Here is a 17,241-nt window from a genome sequence, read left to right on the forward strand (position 1 = left end):
GAATTCCAGTATATGAATAAAAAAATGACGACAGCTATCAAAATTATAGTTCTGATGTACTGCCGATTTTTATTGATATTTCATGAGCTGCTTGTTTTACCTTGCTAATAAGAAAAGATAGTCGATCATCATTAATACGATGACTAATTAACCCAACACTTAATGCTCCTACTACTTTATGATTAAATCCGATAATAGGTGCAGCTACTGAAGCTGTCCCTTCTGTTTTTTCACCATAACTGACAGCATATCCTTCATTTTTTATTTGCTTTATTTGATTAAGAAGAATTTGCTTTTGTTCTGGTAATGAAGAAAGTAAATGTTCTACAATATGTTCCATTTCATTCGTTTTCATATTAGCAAGCATCGTTTTATTTGCGGCACCAATTGAAAGTGGAATTTGTTCCCCTAGATTATCGATAACTCGAATTTTTAAAGGACTATCCATTCTTTCAATGATAATAGAATGTGTTCCGTTTGGAATATTTAAATAGACACTTTCTTCGACTTCAAAGGCCAACCGCTTCATCACTTCTCTTGCAACTGATCTGTAGTCTACCTTCTCCAATTGACGTAACCCTATTTCCATCCACATTGGTCCAATTTTGTACTGTTTTGTCTCTGGTATTTGTGTAACTAACCCATGCTCCATTAGAGAGTTAAGTAATCTATGTACTGTACTAACTGGGAGATGTGTTCCATCTGCTATATCAGAAATAGCCCAATACTCTTTTTCATTTGTAGAATTCAATAATTTAATAATACTTATCGCTCGATCAATGGACTGTACCATAACTCGCCTCAACTTTACTCGTAATATGTTAGTATGCTTAATTAACTATCAATTTAGCAAACATTCGAAATGAAATCAATTTATTTATTTAATTTTCTAACAATAAAAACATATCACTAACAAAGAATTGAAAACGCAAACAAAAAAATATTGACTTTTCTTTTTAATTATCTGAAAATTATAACAAGATTTCACATCACGGAATACATTCCATAATACGGAAAAACATCAAACTTTATTCTATCAACTACGAAAGTGAGGAAAACAATGGCCCAAGTAAGTAATACAAACAATGAATTAAAACGAACGATGAAAAGTAGACACTTATTCATGATTGCACTCGGTGGTGTGATTGGAACGGGGTTATTTAACGGATCTGGCTTTATAATAAGTCAAGCTGGACCTGGTGGATCCGTACTTGCCTTTATGGCCGGTGGATTATTAATGTATTTCGTTATGCTATGTCTTGGTGAACTCGCTGTAGCCATGCCTGTCTCAGGTTCTTTCCAGGAATATGCCACTAAGTTCATCAATCCTGCAACTGGCTTTACAATCGGATGGTTGTATTGGTTAAGCTGGGCGAATACGACCGGTCTTGAATTTACAACTGCCGGCATTACAATGCAGCGCTGGTTTCCTGATATTCCTGTTTGGGTTTGGTGTTTAATATTTGGCGTTACAATCTTCACTATTAACGCATTATCTGCTCGTAGTTATGCAGAAACAGAATTTTGGTTTTCAAGTATAAAAGTATCTGCCATTATCGCTTTCATTATTCTTGGCGGCGCCGCTATGTTCGGTTTTATTGATTTAAAAGGCGACGAACCCGCTCCGCTATTATCAAATTTCGTAAATCATGGTGGTTTATTCCCAAATGGACTTGCCGCTATTCTTTTAACAATGGTTACAGTCAACTATTCCTTCCAAGGTACAGAACTTGTTGGAATCGCAGCAGGTGAAAGTGAAGATCCAGCAAAAACTTTACCTCGTTCTATTAGAAATATTATATGGCGCACGATGTTTTTCTTCGTCTTAGCAATCTTTGTTCTTGTTGCTTTAATTCCTTGGGAAGAAGCTGGATTAACAAAGAGCCCATTCGTTGCTGTTTTTGATAATATCGGTATTCCATATGCAGCTGATATTATGAACTTTGTTATTCTTACTGCTGTTCTTTCTGTTGCAAACTCAGGACTATACGCTGCTACTCGAATGCTTTGGTCTTTATCAAAAAACGAAATGGCTCCAACCTTTTTAAAGAAATTATCATCACGTGGAATTCCTCTCAACGCTTTAATCATGACGATAGCTATTTCTGCTTTTTCTCTTTTGACAAGCGTAGTAGCTGCTGAAACGGTTTACTTATGGCTCATTTCAATTTCCGGAGTCATTACCATTATTGTTTGGATGTCAATTTGTGTTTCTCAATTCTTTTTCCGCAAACATTATTTAGCAGACGGTGGAAAATTAGAAGACTTAAAATTTAAAACACCACTTTATCCACTCGTACCAATTCTTGGTTTTGGATTGTATGGCATTATATTAATCAGTCTTATTTTTATCCCAGAACAACGACTTGGAATCTATTGCACTGTACCATTTATCATCTTTTGCTATACCTACTATCACTTTAAAGTTAAGAAAAGAATATCTACTAACACTCATAGTGAAAGTAAAATTAGCGAGACTATGTAATATTTGACGATACATAAAAGACCACACGTGGCGCTTCACTTCATGTATGGTCTTTTATCGTTCCTTCTTTCATTTCTCCCTACTATTGAAAGGATTATTTATAACACTTTAAGTTCTGAATTTCTCAGATGAACTATGGGTTGAAAAGTGAGCATTTCAATACCTTCCCCCCAGATTTCAAGTTTTGCCAATGATGATGTTGAAAGTGTTAATGTAGTAAATGCTACAATACTAGCAATTATGATTTTTACTGTTCATAAGTTGATGATTCAGCTTACTATTACTGTTTTGTTTTGATATATTTAATATATATTTAAAGACAGACAGGAGTTAGATACGATGATAAAAGGTTTCGGAGGAATATTTTGGAGAACTAAGAATCTTGATGTTATAAAAAAATGGTACAGTGAAGTGTTGAAACTTGATATAGAAGATTGGAATGGGACTGTGATTAAACCCCAGTTAGGAAATGAGACCATCTTTTCTTTCTTTACTGAGAATGACAATTATTTTCCAACAGAACAACAAGTAATGTTAAATTTCCAAGTATATAATCTAAACAAGACTATAAAGCATCTTGAGAATATTGGTGTACCTCTTGAAAAGAAAGAAGAAATGAGTGAATTTGGAAAGTTTATTTGGATTAAGGATCCTGAAGGTCGATTGATTGAACTTTGGGAGAAATAGGTGATTATACTTATCTACTATTAAGTTAACAGCCGCGTTAATACAACAAGGTAAATAAAAAGTCGATTCCTTTAACTCCACAGGAAATCGATTTTTTTGTGGAGTTAAAATTCTTAGCTTTGTAATTTCGCATTTTTCAAATTCTGCCCTATGGCCATCAACTTAAGAACATTAAAAAAGATGTTATTCTTACGAAAAGAATAGTGTTTTTCATTATTTTAATATGATTTCATCTGAATTTAATGAATATATCCCCTCTCCTACAAAAGTAGTAGAATATTCATTTAAACTTGCTACCTCAGTTGGATTTATCTTATTTCAATTTCAATATAATAGTAAGTAGGTATATCGGATATAGATGTACATTACTAGGCTTATACATATTTCAACTTTAGAATTACATTCACTATTCAATTGGTAGTTACCAATAAAGAAAGGAATGATCATAATAATACAGAACATATACGAAACTCATTTACATGTAAAAAATTTAGAAAAAGCGATAAATTTCTATCAAAACAAGCTAGGATTAACGTTAGCAAGAAAACTCTCCAAAAGAAGAGTGGCTTTCTTTTGGGTCGGAGAAAATAAAAAACAAATGCTTGGACTATGGGAAGTAAATAATATCGAAGACTTTGAGCCGAGACATTTTGCTTTTGGTGTAAATTTAGAATCTTTAATGACTTCTAAATCTTGGTTAGAGGAACGTGGAATAGAAGTGATAGGAAGTCAAGGAAAAGGAAATCAAGAGCCAATTGTCCAAAGGTGGATGCCCGCTGCAAGTGTATACTTTCTAGATTGTGATGGAAATAAATTAGAATTCATTTCTATGTTACATGAGAATCCAGATGAATTAGAATATGCATCTTATTTAAGTGTATGGAATGCGGAACACCAAGAAAAATGAATGAAATTTCCATTCAAGTCTTTTCTTATTTTTAGATATAATGTTGTACTATCCCCCTTTTGCTATTAATTTTCGTCGGATTTATGAACAGTTATCATAATGGAGAATTCATGACAACTCCACTTATTAACATAATGTATTTACTGTCACCTTATATTTGTACTTACGTACGAGCAATTCCTAATCTGCTTCAATTATAATTTGAATCATTTAATTTTTCTTCTTATCTGGCATCTACTCTTTAAACAAAAACTCCCCTTAAATCGAAAATGATTAAGGGGAGTTTTATATGCGATGCAATTATAGTTCAGATTTCACCCGAACAGAAACATTATTTTTAATTATATTTTTGACATCTTTAAAGCTAACAAAATTGTTACTTTTCTCATCCCAAAGACGGAAACGTAGTGATTGTAAGCTTGTAGCAAGCGTAATCGTTGGTACATTTTTTAAAGGAAGCGTATTATTGTGTGCCTCTTCTAGTTTATAGTTAGGTACTCTTGGGCTTAAATGGTGAACATGATGGAATCCAATATTACCCGTTAGAAATTGCAAAATTTTGGGAAGCTTATAAAAAGAACTTCCTTCCACTGCCGCTTTCACATATTCCCAATCTTTATCCTCTTCAAAATAAGAATCCTCAAATGTGTGCTGTACGTAAAACAGCCAAATCCCTACTGAACCTGCTATTAAGAATATAGTACCATGTACTAACAGAAACGATTGCCACCCAATCGCCCAGCAAAGTATAGCTACTACAGCAACGATTAAAATATTTGTTAAATAAGTGTTCATACGTTCTTTTTTTCTAGCACCTTTTCGGTTAAATCTATTTTTAAGCAGGAAAACATAAATTGGGCCTAACCCAAACATAACGAATGGATTGCGATATAAACGATATGCTAAACGGAGTCTAAATGGTGCTGCTACATATTCATCTACTGTAAGCGTCCAAATATCCCCTGTACCCCTCTTATCCAAATTACCACTCGTAGCGTGGTGAATAGAATGCTCATGCCCCCACTGATCAAATGGGAATAATGTTAAAACACCCATACACGTTCCAACTATTCTATTTGCACGTCGACTTTTAAAGAATGAATAATGGGTACAATCATGAAAAATAATGAAAATCCTTGTCATAAATCCAGCGGCTAACAGTGCTGGAACTAATGTTAACCAATAAGAAACTGACAAACTTTTATAAGCAAGGTACCATAAAATAATAAATGGCACGATTGTGTTGATCAGTTGCCAAACACTTTTTTTAATCGTTGATTTTTCAAAAGGAGCAACTTGTTTTTTTAAATTTTTAGTATTTTCTAAGGTCATTGTTCTAATTCCTTTCCTTTTTGTTGCTAATTCATATTATAGCACACTATTAGTATCAGGTGTTAAAAGTAGCTATAATAAATATTTTATACTATGAAAATCTCTTTTTTCTTACTCATTACTTACAAATTTCTTACGTCCAAAATAGCTTCTATAATTGGACAGACGGAGCATTTTATGTATCAAAAAAACTTCATATTTTTCCAATAAGTACATAAAAAACAGCGAGTTTTTTCACAAGAAGAAAAAAGCTGCAATCAGTCAGTTTCACCGACTTATCGCAGCTTCTCTTCTTTTTACCTTATTTTATCGATGAAGCCAAACTGCACCTGCAGACTTGTCTTCAGCTTGGCCTACTACTTCAAACTTCAGTCCTAGCTTCGGTAACTTACGTCCTGCATCAGGAATAACGCTGTTGATGTATTGCTTAGAATCATCAAATTTTGCCACTCCTGGTAATCCTTTATAATCAAAGATACCGCGTGTTGGTGAATTTACTTTCCATGTTGGTGTTTGATCAAATGAGAATGCCGCATCGGCAATTTGATAACGCGTACTGCTCTTCACAGTAGGTTGTCCGTTTAATGTCCCTACAATTGCCTCTGGATGAGAATCTACTACTCCTAAGAACCCTTCACCTGGATGAACGCCTACCCAGTTATCTGTAAAGCTTTGATCCGCATACCATACAACCATTCCTGTATTAAATACTGGGCCACGTGCATGTTGTAACGCAGTGTCAGAACCAGCGTAATTTCTCCACTCTACATAGTAATTATGTTTTTTCTGTTCAAATCCGTTAGACACAGTAAAGCCTTTTAACGTCATTGCTGGCTGACCTTCTGCATCATCAGAGAAAACAACTTTTCCATCTACAGTTAAGGCTGCATTATCTAACGCAAATCCTTTATAAGCTACTGCAATATCTGTTAAGTACTCAAATTGCAGTTTTACTTTTTCCCCTTTGAATTGGCTTAAATCGTATGATTTATCAACCCATTTACCATCAGTTGTATCCGCGCCGCCTTTTACATCTTTTTCGCCCATTCTATCAATGCGTGTCTTCGTTCCATCTTCTGCAATCGCATATACGTCAAGGAAATCATACTTCGCTTCAAGTTCGTAAAATGCCTTATAATCGAACTTAGCATCCTTTGCATTTGTTAAGTCAAATACTGGTGTCTCAAGTGTTGTATGAATGTCATTTCCTTTTGTACTGTAATAGAACTTCTTACCAAACGCCGATTCGATATTTTTTATATCTTTGTCCGGCAAGTTAACACGAACAATTCCAGGTCGTTTAGATTTTGTAGTACTTTGATCTACATATGTTGCAACACCGATTCCTTTGCTAAGTTTGTCATAATCTACTTCAAGAATATTCGCCCAGTTCCCCTTCATATTCTTTTGGAAAAACTCTTTATTTTGTGGCGAGAAACTCGTTGGCTCTGTTCCTGCAATTTTTCCAGCCCAGCTACCACCACTCATAATAGACCATGACTCAACAGGTTCACCTTGTCCTGAGTACTTTGTATCATATTCATCTGGTAAGCCTAAATCATGGCCATACTCATGTGCAAACACACCAACTGCTCCGTCTTCAGGCTCGATTGTATAATCATATGCAGCCATCTTTCCGCCCCAGTTCGAAACAGAAGATTTCGTGCCATCAATTGCATATGGTTTTGAACCTAGTTTTGAACGATGTGACCAAATCGCATCATCTTTCAATTTACCGCCGCCAGCTTCTTGACCAACGCCAGCATGTACAACCATTAAATGATCAATAATGCCATCTGGCTCATTTTTATTTCCATCACCATCTTGATCGTATTGATCAAATTGGTCATAGTCTGCTAAATTGATTCCTTTTGCTACCGCTGCTTTTAATGCTTCTTTCACAAAATCTTTTGGTCCTAAAGGCCCCTTGTTATCATGCCCAGTACCCGCATCAGCACCATAATCTGATGCTTTTCCTGGAACAGTAAGCCACTCTGTTACAGTCCCATCAACTGTATAGCTACCACCAGATTGTTCTTCATAATATTGCTTAAATGTGTTAATCTTCGATCCATCAAATAAAGTGAATGGTTCATCACCAAATAACATTTTTTGATAATGTTCACGATTAAAGTCCTTAGAATACATGTATCCTGGCTCTTGATCAATATTGTTATGCTTAAAATCGCTAAATTCTACAAGTAAAACAAGTACTTTATCTTTTCGAACAGCTCCATTGTATTCTTCTTGCTTCGCTGATGTAGTAGGTACTTTTCCATTTAATTTCCCTGGATTCAATGCTGCACCTTGTCCAGCTACTGGGCCTACTTCAGGCTGCTGTGCCTGTTCATTTTCCTTCATTTTTGTATCTTTTACTTTTTTCATAAAATCAGAAGCTTCTTGTGTAAGACTATCTCCTGTTAAGATTTCTTTCCCAGGGTTTTCCCCTTTCTTTTTCTCAACATATTTTTCGACAGCCTTTGACGTCTCAGCTTGTGATGCAGATTGATCAATTACCCCCCGTTGTTTTAGCGCTTCTGCCAAACGCTCCTCCGGTATTAAGTGCTCATCTATTGGTAGAGATGATGTTGGTGTCTCAGCATAAGCTGCGTGACCTCCAAAAGCAAACGTACTACTTAGTACTGCTGCTGTTGTTAATACCGCTAATGGTTTTAATTTCTTTTTCTTTTTCAATGTATTTCCTCCCCAGTGTCTGCAAATTATCGTTTTTTGCCGATAACAACATAATATTCGTTATAATACGAATATTCAATCTTTTTCAACAAATAAAATGTTGAGAAATATTTTTTTATGCAGGGTGAAATACATAAGATATAAAAACAAACAGACTCTCCTATAAATAACAGTGAACTTTTATATGTTCTTAGTTACAATTAAAATCCAGTAAATCTGGGATTCATACTTTTTTAATAAAAATAAGAATTAAATATTTTCTATACTATTTAATCTATGGATTACCATATTACTCACTATTCTCATTATTACAAGCTAATAGTGGTTCGTACATCATTATAGCGTGATTCTCTGTTACATATTGATCTTCTATTAACTGTTTCTGTTGATTATATACTTTACGTTGAATCACATTATGTCGTATATAACCGCCCCAGTATGCAGGTTGAATTGAATGTTCTTTCTCATACACTTCATATTGATAAAGTTGCGGATAGACTGTTCTCCATTCACCAACTAAATATTCATCTGTCATATAAAGATGAAGTTGATACGGTTGGTCCGTTTCATTTTTAATTTGTAAATCCAAATAGTTATAGGAACAAGTTGCTCCACTCCCAAACGGTTGAGTTCGCCTAGAATCAGGAAAGACATCAAAGCTATGACGATATCGTTCTGTTACTGTCAGTGGTGTATGTAAAGTCATCCAATATATTAAATTCGAAAGCTGACAAAGACCTCCTCCAATACCTGTTTGAAAAGATCCGTAATGTAATACCATACCTTCTACATACCCTTTTTTCCTCGTAGGCTTACCTATTAAACGCCAGTAAGAAAATGTTTCTCCTGGTCTAATGACGATACCATTTAGTTTTTTAACAGCAATTTTCAAATTAACAACCTTATTCTGTTGATACCACATATCTACATCTTTGAGCTTACGGAGTAATATCGTTCGGTGCTGAATTGCTGTACAAGGTAGCTTTTCTTGTTGGAACCTTTTTGCATATGTTTTTCCGTCTGATAACCACTGAATATACCTCTTTGTAGAGTAATACCACGTCCCTAGCATAATTCGATACTTAGAACGCTGTTTAGGACGTAAGTGCACTATATTCATTTTATTCCCTCTCTCTTTCTTCAAATAAATTCTAATATATCTCTAATTCAATAAACTACAGTTTTCTTAGCGGCATAATAATTTTTGTAAATAAAAAACGCAAAAAAATAATAAATTTACTCTAGTGGAGATTTTATTTTGAGGATTGCTTTCTAATTATATGAAACTGCGCTACAATACGATAAATTGAAATAAACACATTATAAATATAACGGATAACCTTAAATAAAAAATAATGAAAATTAAAGAAATTCTAAAGTATTAATATATTTTTCGTAAATATTAATTGATAATACATTAGACTTTACTATATGTATAAATTCTCTATTCTACAAAACGAAATTTTTTAATGTAAGAAAAGAATATAATTCCCCTTTAACATTTATACAAGTCTCCTCTGAAAAACTTTACAAAACAATCCGAGCCCTTATATTTAGAATGAACACAAAAAATTGCCACCAGTTAGCTTAACTGGTTGGCAATTTTTTAACGAGAATGCTTTACAAATAGTTGAATTGCTTCTTGTGGTACATAGCACTTTCCATTACTCTCTACAATAATACTTCCTAATTCATACCCTTTACCATTGATACGAATTATATTTTTGTTACCAAATAGTTGTGCTTCTACTTTATTATGTTTTACCACAAGTAACGGGTTTACTCCTTCGGTTTTGTCGGCTGTTACAGTTGCACCGATTTTCTTAAAGGCTTGCTCACTCTCTAAAAATATTTTATTCGTTACTTCCTCTAAGTTAAAGCCCATCGCTTTGGCCATCGTCTTCGCAATGTCTGTATTCTGGATTAAGCCTTCTGGTTTTTGAGGTCCATAAGAATATAAGAATACATCCTCACCTGTATGTCCTCCTGTCGTAAAGCCGATATTTGCACGATTAGCCAATAATGTAGTAAGGATTCGTCCTACATCCATTTTCTTTTTTTCCGCTTTTAATTTTTCTTTTTCATCATGAGTTAGATTATCCAAACCGTATAGTTTAGCTACATCTTCTACATTTGATAAATCAGATTTCAGTTTATTTATAGTTCCTTCAAGTGTCATTTTCGCCTTTTTCAATGGATCAATGTATGCAGAAACCGGTGTAGTATTGTATCCTTTTGTCGTATTCCTATTCCCTATAGAGATGCCGCTGTTACCATGATCAGTTAAAGCGATAAGCATCGTATCCCCATCTTTCTTCGCAAATTGTAACGCCTTTGCTACCGCTTCATCAAATGCCAATACATCGCTAATAATCCCAATCGGATCATTAGCATGAGCTGCCCAATCTGGCTTACTACCTTCTACGAATAAAAAAAAGCCATCTTTATCTTTTGATAATGTTTGAATTGCTTTTTCTGTCATTTGAGAAAGTGTCGGTTGTTCTGGATTTGTTGCTATACGATCCATATCAAACGCAAGAGCATGATGTGAGAAAGAGCCCCAAATTTTATTAGATTTGGAGTTCAATAACGCATCTTTCGTTTCAACAAAATCGTATCCTTTGTCTTGAATCACCTTTACTAAATTTTCACCATCTTTTCGGATTCCATTACTTTTTATAGGTAGAAGCGCCGCTTTTCCCCCGCCTAATACGACATCTATATTTTGATATACTTGCTGCTTCGCAATTACGTTAAATTGCTTGCGATTGACATGGTGAGCTGAGAATCCCGCCGGAGTAGCATGCTGAATTTCAGATGTAGCAACAATTCCCGTTGCACGACCAGTACGTTTTGCACCTTCTAATACGTTTGCGACCGGCCGTAACTTGTCCTCTTCTTTTATTGGCTTTAAGCTAGGTGAATTTACAATAGAAGGTAGTACACCTACATATCCTGAATTCGATTTATTTCCAGTTGCTAATGCTGTTGCTGCTGGCGCTGAGTCTGTAATAGCTGATTCCGCCGAAAACGTACGAACACCTCCTGTTACAATTTGATCTAACGTAAGCGGTGCCCCTTTATACCAGCGAGCCAATGTTGTCGCCGTTGAACTAGTCCCGTCCATAACCATCATAATTATATTTTTAGGCTGATGTTCTACTTTTTTCACCTTAGCTTTGGCCGCATGATAATTCATCATACTTTCCGTACTTAATACGCTTACTATTATAGCTGCCACTAATAGCAACTTTTTTATCTTCACACCATAATTCAACATGATTGTTCCTCCATAAACTTTGCATTCATTTAAATACACCTTATTTCCTTTTCCATTCCAAAACCTACATATGTTTTATTAGTTCCCAATTCTCATAAAGCTAACAATAGTTACCTTCTCTTTCTTTAATTAAATATCGGTATGTTTCATCTATCTTATAAAAAAGATTTAGCATTCTTTTCATTAATTACTTGTTTAACAATAAATCCTCGATTAAAAGAAATAAAAATTTATTGTTAAACAATAAATTTCATGTTAAATTAATAAGATATTAAATAAATGAGGTGCTTTTTATGAAACAAGGATCCACACTCTTTTTAAAGACCGTTGTGATTCTGATCGGAATCCCTGTTCTTGCTATGTGCATTTTTTTAGTCCCTAAAATAGGAAATTTCGCCGCAGAATTATATCCAGATATTGCATATATTAAATATCTTGTATTTATCAACTTATACGCAACAGCACTACCTTATTACTTCGCACTGTACCAAACATTTAAGCTTTTAAACTATATTGATAAAAACAACGCATTTTCAGAGTTATCTGTTAAAGCTTTAAAAAATATTAAGTACAGCGCATTGGCAATTAGTGTATTATATGTATTAGGTATGCCACTTTTCTATCTTGTGGCAGAGAGAGATGACGCCCCTGGCATTATTATTATCGGAATGATTATGATTTTTGCTTCAATGGTAATCGCGGTCTTTGCTGCCGTTCTCCAAAGACTATTAAAAGATGCTATAGATATAAAATCAGAAAATGATTTAACGGTCTGAGGTGAATAATATGGCAATTATCATTAATATTGATGTAATGTTAGCGAAAAGAAAAATGAGTGTAACAGAGCTTTCGGAGAAGGTTGGAATTACAATGGCTAACCTTTCTATTTTGAAAAACGGAAAAGCAAAAGCAGTTCGGTTTTCAACTTTAGAAGCAATATGTAAAGCATTAGAATGCCAACCGGGTGATATTTTAGAATATCAACCTGAAGAAACCGAATAAAAAGAGTCCTTCATACGAGAAGGACTCTTTTTATTACACATTACGGCGCAAAACTAATTTGACCAGTAAACAATAGGATAATTGCTATGATCCAAAATATAAAAAATGATGAGGACAGTATTAATGAAAGAATAGCAATTCCCTTCTTCTCTGTTCTTTTCGTCATTGTGATTATTGAAAGCATGATACCTACACCTGTCAGGGCAATTGTAATATAATCTCCAACTATATTACCTGCATTCGCTATCCTTGTTGGCGTTATAAACACGAATAGAAAACACAAAATACCGATGAGTAAAGATATATAGCTTATTATACTGTACTTCTTTTTAGGAACTATTTCTGTTTTCATACTAACCCCACCCCTTCTATATAGCTATGAGTTCATATTAACACGAATAACCATAATTTGGTTAAAACATAAAAAAGATAAAGTGGACGCTATCACTTTATCCTTCAGTTTATTTCTATCTAACAATTAACCTGGCTACTTCTTTAATAAAGATGGACGGACATTCTTTAACTCCTAGCAATTTTTATATACAGAAAATAAAATGAAATAGTTCTAAAAAATAAAGACTGTACCTTTAAAATGAAATATACAGTCTTAAATACTAACTTATTTTATAAAGAAAACTCTCTATTTATCACTACCTTAAAAAACTCCGAGTAATGTGATAAAGAATAATTCGCTACATCACAATTACCTTGAAACATACATGTTGAAATACCTAATTCTTTTGCAGGTAATAAATCTAATTCTCTATCTCCAATAGCTAAATCAATATTGTATTTTTTATGCAGATGATTATAAGCCAAAGAGTTCGGCTTTCGAGGAAAGCCATCGTCAATTGTAACCATATCTACGAAGTATTTTTCCCAGCCGTAATATTTTAAAATGGCCATAACCCCTTTCCTATGTTTATGGGTCATAATCACATTTTTATTTGCAAATTTCAAAACCTCTTCGACACCCGCAAAAGGTTCCATATCTTTTGGAGTAAATTTCCCCTTCAAAACTTTAATTTTTTCTTCCTGCTCGCATGAAATATTATAATATTGAATTGCATGAGAGTATGATATTTTTAAGTTTTTGTATATTTCTTGTTTTTCTACTGAATCACCTAATATTTCAGAAAGCATCATTGTATATGCAGGATACGTATCAAATAACGTCCCATCAAAATCCCATAAAATATTCATTCTATTCACCTTCTATTTTCAAATCATTCAATGACTAAATCCGCCCTATCCTTCGGCAATTCCATTTCTAAGTAATAATCCTCTGCTTTCCAATACCTATTTTCAAACTTTGAAAGGTTTTTCTGCGTTTTTTCACTCTCACGTAGAAACCTTGTCTCTCTTGGACAGTCCAAATAGACCATATAATGAAAGAAATCTCTCCATTCTTTTCGCTGTAGAAAGACTCCTTCAATAACAATTACGCCTACAATAGGAATCTGTACTTTTTTCATTTCACATGAGTCTGTTTCCTCTTGATAAAAAGGCAAAGTCAGTTTTGTCTCATGTTGTAACTTCTGAAAAAACTTCTGCCTCAAGTATGGAATATCCCACTGTAAACAATAATACTCATACCATTCTTCATATCCTGTATGATAGCGTTTATTACGCTCCACTATGTGATCATCAATATGAAAAATATGAAACGGAATGCCTTCTTGTTTCATATTTTCTTTTAAATTTGCTACGAATGTTGTTTTTCCAGATCGACTTAAACCATCTATACCTAAAATGAATCTATTTTCCCTATGCTTCTTCATAATCTTTATAAGTTCGTTTGTGCTCATTACTTCTTCCACTCTTCTTTTAATAAAGAATATAAAATAGTATCATGAGCAACTCCATTTTGAATCATATGTTTTCGAAGTAATCCTTCTTCTTGAAACCCTGCTTTACTTAATAATTTTTGAGAAGCTTTATTTTCTACATATACAACAGCAGCAATTCTTATAAGTTGCAATGTTTCAAACCCGTAAGCTAAAATCGCCTGTAACGCTTCCGTTGCGTACCCTTGTCCCCAATATGTATCATCTAATTCATAACCAATTTCAGCTCGTCTATGATGATTGTTAATTAAATGAAATCCACACGTCCCAATTAATTGGCCCGTCCCTTTTTTCTCGATTCCCCAGCGAAATACACTTCCTTCTTCATAACGATTTTTAAACGTTTGAATCGTTGTTTTCGCTTGCTCAATATTTTGGAAAGAATCCATTCCGAAATAACGTATAACAGATTCTTTCGAAAAATAACGGAACATCGTTTCCGCATCTAATAGTGTAAGTTCTCTTAAGAATAAACGTTCTGTTTCTAGTTTCGGAAATCCCATCTCTCTTTCTCCCTCTATTCTAATGAACTACAAATTTCAATATAATTTCCATCTGGATCAGCAATGTAAGAAATTGTTTGTCCCCACGGTTTTACAATAGGTTCAACTAAAATCTTAATACCTTGTTCTCTAAATTGCTCAATCGTTTCTTGTACATTCTCAACAACGAATCCTAATTCGAAATGAGAAGACTGTAATTCACCTTCTGTAAGCGGTAGTCCTGTTAATTCTTTCACATCTTGCCGCGTATTCATCGCTAAAATGGTAGTTCCAGTATTAAATTCAATATATGTACCGTGCTCTGCTTTTATAGGTAACTGTAAAATATCTTTATAGAATTTTAAACATTCCTCAAACTTTTCTACATATAAAATGATGTACTTCATTTTCAAATCCATTTTACATCCCCCTTTATATCTACCCCTAAAATTTCGACAAAAGTCTCATAAAAACCTTGTTCTTTGTAGTAATGAGCAAAAAAAATGAGGCCGATTTCTCGGCCCCCCAGCTTATTGGCATAAAACAGGAGATTTGGTTTGGACATAACCAGTTCGTACTTTTATTATATTTTATTTTTTCTGAATTTTAAATACATTAAACACCTATTTATATTGAGAAAGTTTTTTGCTTGCATAAAATTAAAGAGTTTAAGAAATGATACAAATGGAGGTGTATACATATGGAACCAATGCTATGTCCAAGTTGTAAAACGAACCGTACTCGCTTTAATATTCTTGAGCAACAAGTAAAACCAGTCAAATTAAATCCACAAACTGGTCAAGTAGAAGAAGAATATACAAATGACACGATGAATGCTTTTCATATGGCCTATCAAGGACCTACTTATCGCGTCCAATGCGCTGTATGTGGGCTTGTTGAAAACCCAGAACAATTTATTAAACCTGCTCAAAATCAGTCTTTCTAATAAAAACATTATTATCCCTTATAGAAATAGATTTTTCTATAAGGGATTTTTCCGTTTAATAACTTAATTAAAAATGTGTTTCTTCCTTATTATATGTTAAACTTCGCACTCTTTTAGAAATGTTTACATAAGAGAGGTAAAACAAACAATAAAAAGATAACGCTTCCATCAATATTTCTACTATTAACTTGTCATATAGTCATCTTTTACTTTTGGATCTTCGATTGGGAGAAAATAACGACTCCTTACGATCTAACAATATGGATTGTTTCTACTATTTGTAGTCTTTTACTTTACTACCATTTTTAAAATCAAAAATCTAATAAATTAATATTAATTGCTAGTTCGTTATTGTTGATTATTTCTTCTTCATTTATGATTTTTTTAGGTGTTGTTACTGATATTATCTTTGTAACTGTTAGTTCTATGAATTAAAAAGTTGGTCTTTTATTATATAAAAAAGAATGAACAAAAAAAATATATATAGAAATTAGAGAAGTTGATTCCCATCAATATATATCTTCTCTAAGAATATCACTCTTTGTTAAAATATTTCCTTTTTTAACTTTTTAATCTTCCTAAATAAATTAATAAACGCATATAAATATATACAAACTAAAAACCCTACCATACCTTTATATAATCCTGATTCTGATACTCCAAGAAAACATAAGTAAAGCACTGGAATTAACATTACAAACATAATTGCAACGAACTGTATCAATTCAACAAGTTTTTGTATCTTCGTTTCTTTGTCTGAATAAATATCAGGTAACTCATTTTCCTCTTCTACTTCTTTACAAAAGTAATTCCACTTCGCAAAACTCGTTACATGTTTCCAACCACACATTTCATATATTTCGATATATTCTTTTTGTTTTTCTGTCGAATCTTTATACTCTAATCTAAAGTCTGCTTTATATACTACATCTTTCGGCTCAGTTTTCTTAAACCTATACATTACGTTATACTTTTGTAACGCCCAGCCTTGTTGATGCATTTTACGTAAATACGCTTCTTCTTTTTCTAAGCTCCATACTGCGAAAGGTTTGAATATCTTCTTTGTCTCCATCTTCCATTCACTCCCCTAATATACTGTTTCCATTCTTTACAGACCGCTGTAATCTGTTGTACTCCAGTTCCAGCACTTCTCTCCCAAACGGCGTTAACTCATAGCACTTCTTTCTATCTGTAGAGGCAACTTCAACAATTAACTTCTCTTTTAGTAACTTCGTCGTATTCCCGTATAAAGTACCAGGACCAAGCTTTACTTCCCCATTTGTCATCTCTTCTACCATTTGCATAATTCCATATCCGTGCATTGGTTTCACTAGTGATAACAGTATGTAATATGTCGCCTCAGTTAACGGAATATATTTTTGCGCCTTCGCATTCATTATAACTACCTCCGATGCATCGCCTTATGATATATCGACTTGCGATACATCATATATCGATATTGTATAATCATATTCCAAAATATGCAAGAGTAATTTAATAATTAAATATCCATTTCTTTGAATTAAAAAACCATACAAATTTTCTGAATAATTTGTTAAAATATAGAAATATTAGCTCT

General features: G+C 33.6%; 18 protein-coding genes and 1 pseudogene. 7 read left to right on the forward strand and 12 right to left on the reverse strand.

Annotated elements, in window-relative coordinates; translation table 11 throughout:
* Window positions 1-43 precede the first annotated feature (43 nt).
* On the reverse strand, window positions 44-793 hold the full coding sequence (locus DOS87_RS15870) for an IclR family transcriptional regulator (protein WP_000250748.1): 750 nt from the start codon (window positions 791-793) through the stop codon (window positions 44-46).
* A gap of 267 nt (window positions 794-1,060) precedes the next feature.
* Between DOS87_RS15870 and DOS87_RS15875 the strand changes: the two genes are divergently transcribed.
* The 3 genes from DOS87_RS15875 to DOS87_RS15885 all read left to right on the forward strand — a co-directional run bounded on the left by DOS87_RS15875 (window position 1,061) and on the right by DOS87_RS15885 (window position 4,079).
* Window positions 1,061-2,485, forward strand: a complete 1,425-nt coding sequence (locus tag DOS87_RS15875; protein WP_000079997.1) for an amino acid permease — start codon at window positions 1,061-1,063, stop codon at window positions 2,483-2,485.
* Between the two features lie 339 nt (window positions 2,486-2,824).
* On the forward strand, window positions 2,825-3,172 hold the full coding sequence (locus tag DOS87_RS15880) for a VOC family protein (protein ID WP_000589588.1): 348 nt from the start codon (window positions 2,825-2,827) through the stop codon (window positions 3,170-3,172).
* 448 nt (window positions 3,173-3,620) lie between these two features.
* Window positions 3,621-4,079 (forward strand): VOC family protein, encoded by a 459-nt coding sequence (locus DOS87_RS15885; protein ID WP_025989052.1) that lies wholly within the window; start codon window positions 3,621-3,623, stop codon window positions 4,077-4,079.
* A gap of 300 nt (window positions 4,080-4,379) precedes the next feature.
* On the opposite strand, the gene DOS87_RS15890 is transcribed toward DOS87_RS15885, so the two are convergent.
* From DOS87_RS15890 to DOS87_RS15905, 4 genes are all read right to left on the reverse strand, one after another.
* Window positions 4,380-5,411, reverse strand: coding sequence for a Delta(5) desaturase DesA (locus DOS87_RS15890; RefSeq protein ID WP_000171500.1), 1,032 nt, complete (start codon window positions 5,409-5,411; stop codon window positions 4,380-4,382).
* A 306-nt stretch (window positions 5,412-5,717) separates the two neighbouring features.
* The gene (locus tag DOS87_RS15895; RefSeq protein ID WP_000727452.1) at window positions 5,718-8,105 is read right to left on the reverse strand and encodes an immune inhibitor A domain-containing protein; all 2,388 of its coding nucleotides are present in this window, start codon (window positions 8,103-8,105) and stop codon (window positions 5,718-5,720) included.
* Between the two features lie 289 nt (window positions 8,106-8,394).
* Complete coding sequence (locus DOS87_RS15900) at window positions 8,395-9,225, reverse strand: VanW family protein (protein WP_001028246.1); 831 nt, start codon at window positions 9,223-9,225, stop codon at window positions 8,395-8,397.
* A gap of 486 nt (window positions 9,226-9,711) precedes the next feature.
* Window positions 9,712-11,385 carry an alkaline phosphatase gene (locus DOS87_RS15905; protein ID WP_000935910.1) on the reverse strand — a complete coding sequence of 558 codons (1,674 nt, stop codon included), beginning with the start codon at window positions 11,383-11,385 and terminating at the stop codon, window positions 9,712-9,714.
* A 293-nt stretch (window positions 11,386-11,678) separates the two neighbouring features.
* Between DOS87_RS15905 and DOS87_RS15910 the strand changes: the two genes are divergently transcribed.
* A complete protein-coding gene (locus DOS87_RS15910) occupies window positions 11,679-12,161 on the forward strand; it encodes a DUF2975 domain-containing protein (protein ID WP_000809121.1) in 483 nt (160 codons plus the stop codon).
* Between the two features lie 10 nt (window positions 12,162-12,171).
* Window positions 12,172-12,387: a helix-turn-helix domain-containing protein gene (locus DOS87_RS15915; RefSeq protein WP_000974622.1), complete on the forward strand. Its 216-nt coding sequence runs from the start codon at window positions 12,172-12,174 to the stop codon at window positions 12,385-12,387.
* Between the two features lie 40 nt (window positions 12,388-12,427).
* Here the strand turns inward: DOS87_RS15915 and DOS87_RS15920 are convergent, their stop codons facing one another.
* From DOS87_RS15920 to DOS87_RS15940, 5 genes are all read right to left on the reverse strand, one after another.
* Complete coding sequence (locus DOS87_RS15920) at window positions 12,428-12,739, reverse strand: hypothetical protein (protein WP_000845550.1); 312 nt, start codon at window positions 12,737-12,739, stop codon at window positions 12,428-12,430.
* 272 nt (window positions 12,740-13,011) lie between these two features.
* Window positions 13,012-13,590 carry an HAD-IA family hydrolase gene (locus DOS87_RS15925; protein ID WP_001024239.1) on the reverse strand — a complete coding sequence of 193 codons (579 nt, stop codon included), beginning with the start codon at window positions 13,588-13,590 and terminating at the stop codon, window positions 13,012-13,014.
* Between the two features lie 23 nt (window positions 13,591-13,613).
* Window positions 13,614-14,195 (reverse strand): kinase, encoded by a 582-nt coding sequence (locus DOS87_RS15930; protein WP_000106089.1) that lies wholly within the window; start codon window positions 14,193-14,195, stop codon window positions 13,614-13,616.
* A complete protein-coding gene (locus DOS87_RS15935; protein ID WP_000506642.1) occupies window positions 14,195-14,737 on the reverse strand; it encodes a GNAT family N-acetyltransferase in 543 nt (180 codons plus the stop codon). The genes DOS87_RS15930 and DOS87_RS15935 overlap by 1 nt, the downstream gene beginning before the upstream one ends.
* 14 nt (window positions 14,738-14,751) lie before the next feature.
* Window positions 14,752-15,135, reverse strand: coding sequence for a VOC family protein (locus tag DOS87_RS15940; RefSeq protein WP_000364500.1), 384 nt, complete (start codon window positions 15,133-15,135; stop codon window positions 14,752-14,754).
* A 281-nt stretch (window positions 15,136-15,416) separates the two neighbouring features.
* On the opposite strand from DOS87_RS15940, the gene DOS87_RS15945 reads away from it, so the two are divergent.
* Both DOS87_RS15945 and DOS87_RS30225 read left to right on the forward strand, forming a co-directional pair.
* Window positions 15,417-15,662, forward strand: coding sequence for a hypothetical protein (locus DOS87_RS15945; RefSeq protein ID WP_000433605.1), 246 nt, complete (start codon window positions 15,417-15,419; stop codon window positions 15,660-15,662).
* Window positions 15,663-15,818: 156 nt separating this feature from the next.
* Window positions 15,819-16,097, forward strand: a pseudogene (locus DOS87_RS30225) (hypothetical protein).
* Between the two features lie 109 nt (window positions 16,098-16,206).
* Here the strand turns inward: DOS87_RS30225 and DOS87_RS15950 are convergent.
* Window positions 16,207-16,734 (reverse strand): DUF2812 domain-containing protein, encoded by a 528-nt coding sequence (locus DOS87_RS15950; RefSeq protein ID WP_000448309.1) that lies wholly within the window; start codon window positions 16,732-16,734, stop codon window positions 16,207-16,209.
* 7 nt (window positions 16,735-16,741) lie between these two features.
* Window positions 16,742-17,059: a PadR family transcriptional regulator gene (locus tag DOS87_RS15955; protein WP_000991890.1), complete on the reverse strand. Its 318-nt coding sequence runs from the start codon at window positions 17,057-17,059 to the stop codon at window positions 16,742-16,744.
* Window positions 17,060-17,241: the final 182 nt, after the last annotated feature.

The sequence above is a fragment of the Bacillus sp. CR71 genome, from assembly GCF_003429245.1.
GTDB classification, from domain to species: domain Bacteria; phylum Bacillota; class Bacilli; order Bacillales; family Bacillaceae_G; genus Bacillus_A; species Bacillus_A thuringiensis_S.

Coding starts and splice junctions, on each gene's coding strand:
- DOS87_RS15870 (WP_000250748.1), bottom strand. CDS start 793: ATGGTACAGTCCATTGATCGAGCGATAAGTATTATTAAATTATTGAAT.
- DOS87_RS15880 (WP_000589588.1), top strand. CDS start 2,825: ATGATAAAAGGTTTCGGAGGAATATTTTGGAGAACTAAGAATCTTGAT.
- DOS87_RS15930 (WP_000106089.1), bottom strand. CDS start 14,195: ATGAGCACAAACGAACTTATAAAGATTATGAAGAAGCATAGGGAAAAT.
- DOS87_RS15935 (WP_000506642.1), bottom strand. CDS start 14,737: ATGGGATTTCCGAAACTAGAAACAGAACGTTTATTCTTAAGAGAACTT.
- DOS87_RS15940 (WP_000364500.1), bottom strand. CDS start 15,135: ATGGATTTGAAAATGAAGTACATCATTTTATATGTAGAAAAGTTTGAG.
- DOS87_RS15875 (WP_000079997.1), top strand. CDS start 1,061: ATGGCCCAAGTAAGTAATACAAACAATGAATTAAAACGAACGATGAAA.
- DOS87_RS15950 (WP_000448309.1), bottom strand. CDS start 16,734: ATGGAGACAAAGAAGATATTCAAACCTTTCGCAGTATGGAGCTTAGAA.
- DOS87_RS15910 (WP_000809121.1), top strand. CDS start 11,679: ATGAAACAAGGATCCACACTCTTTTTAAAGACCGTTGTGATTCTGATC.
- DOS87_RS15955 (WP_000991890.1), bottom strand. CDS start 17,059: ATGAATGCGAAGGCGCAAAAATATATTCCGTTAACTGAGGCGACATAT.
- DOS87_RS15905 (WP_000935910.1), bottom strand. CDS start 11,385: ATGTTGAATTATGGTGTGAAGATAAAAAAGTTGCTATTAGTGGCAGCT.
- DOS87_RS15915 (WP_000974622.1), top strand. CDS start 12,172: ATGGCAATTATCATTAATATTGATGTAATGTTAGCGAAAAGAAAAATG.
- DOS87_RS15890 (WP_000171500.1), bottom strand. CDS start 5,411: ATGACCTTAGAAAATACTAAAAATTTAAAAAAACAAGTTGCTCCTTTT.
- DOS87_RS15945 (WP_000433605.1), top strand. CDS start 15,417: ATGGAACCAATGCTATGTCCAAGTTGTAAAACGAACCGTACTCGCTTT.
- DOS87_RS15900 (WP_001028246.1), bottom strand. CDS start 9,225: ATGAATATAGTGCACTTACGTCCTAAACAGCGTTCTAAGTATCGAATT.
- DOS87_RS15925 (WP_001024239.1), bottom strand. CDS start 13,590: ATGAATATTTTATGGGATTTTGATGGGACGTTATTTGATACGTATCCT.
- DOS87_RS15920 (WP_000845550.1), bottom strand. CDS start 12,739: ATGAAAACAGAAATAGTTCCTAAAAAGAAGTACAGTATAATAAGCTAT.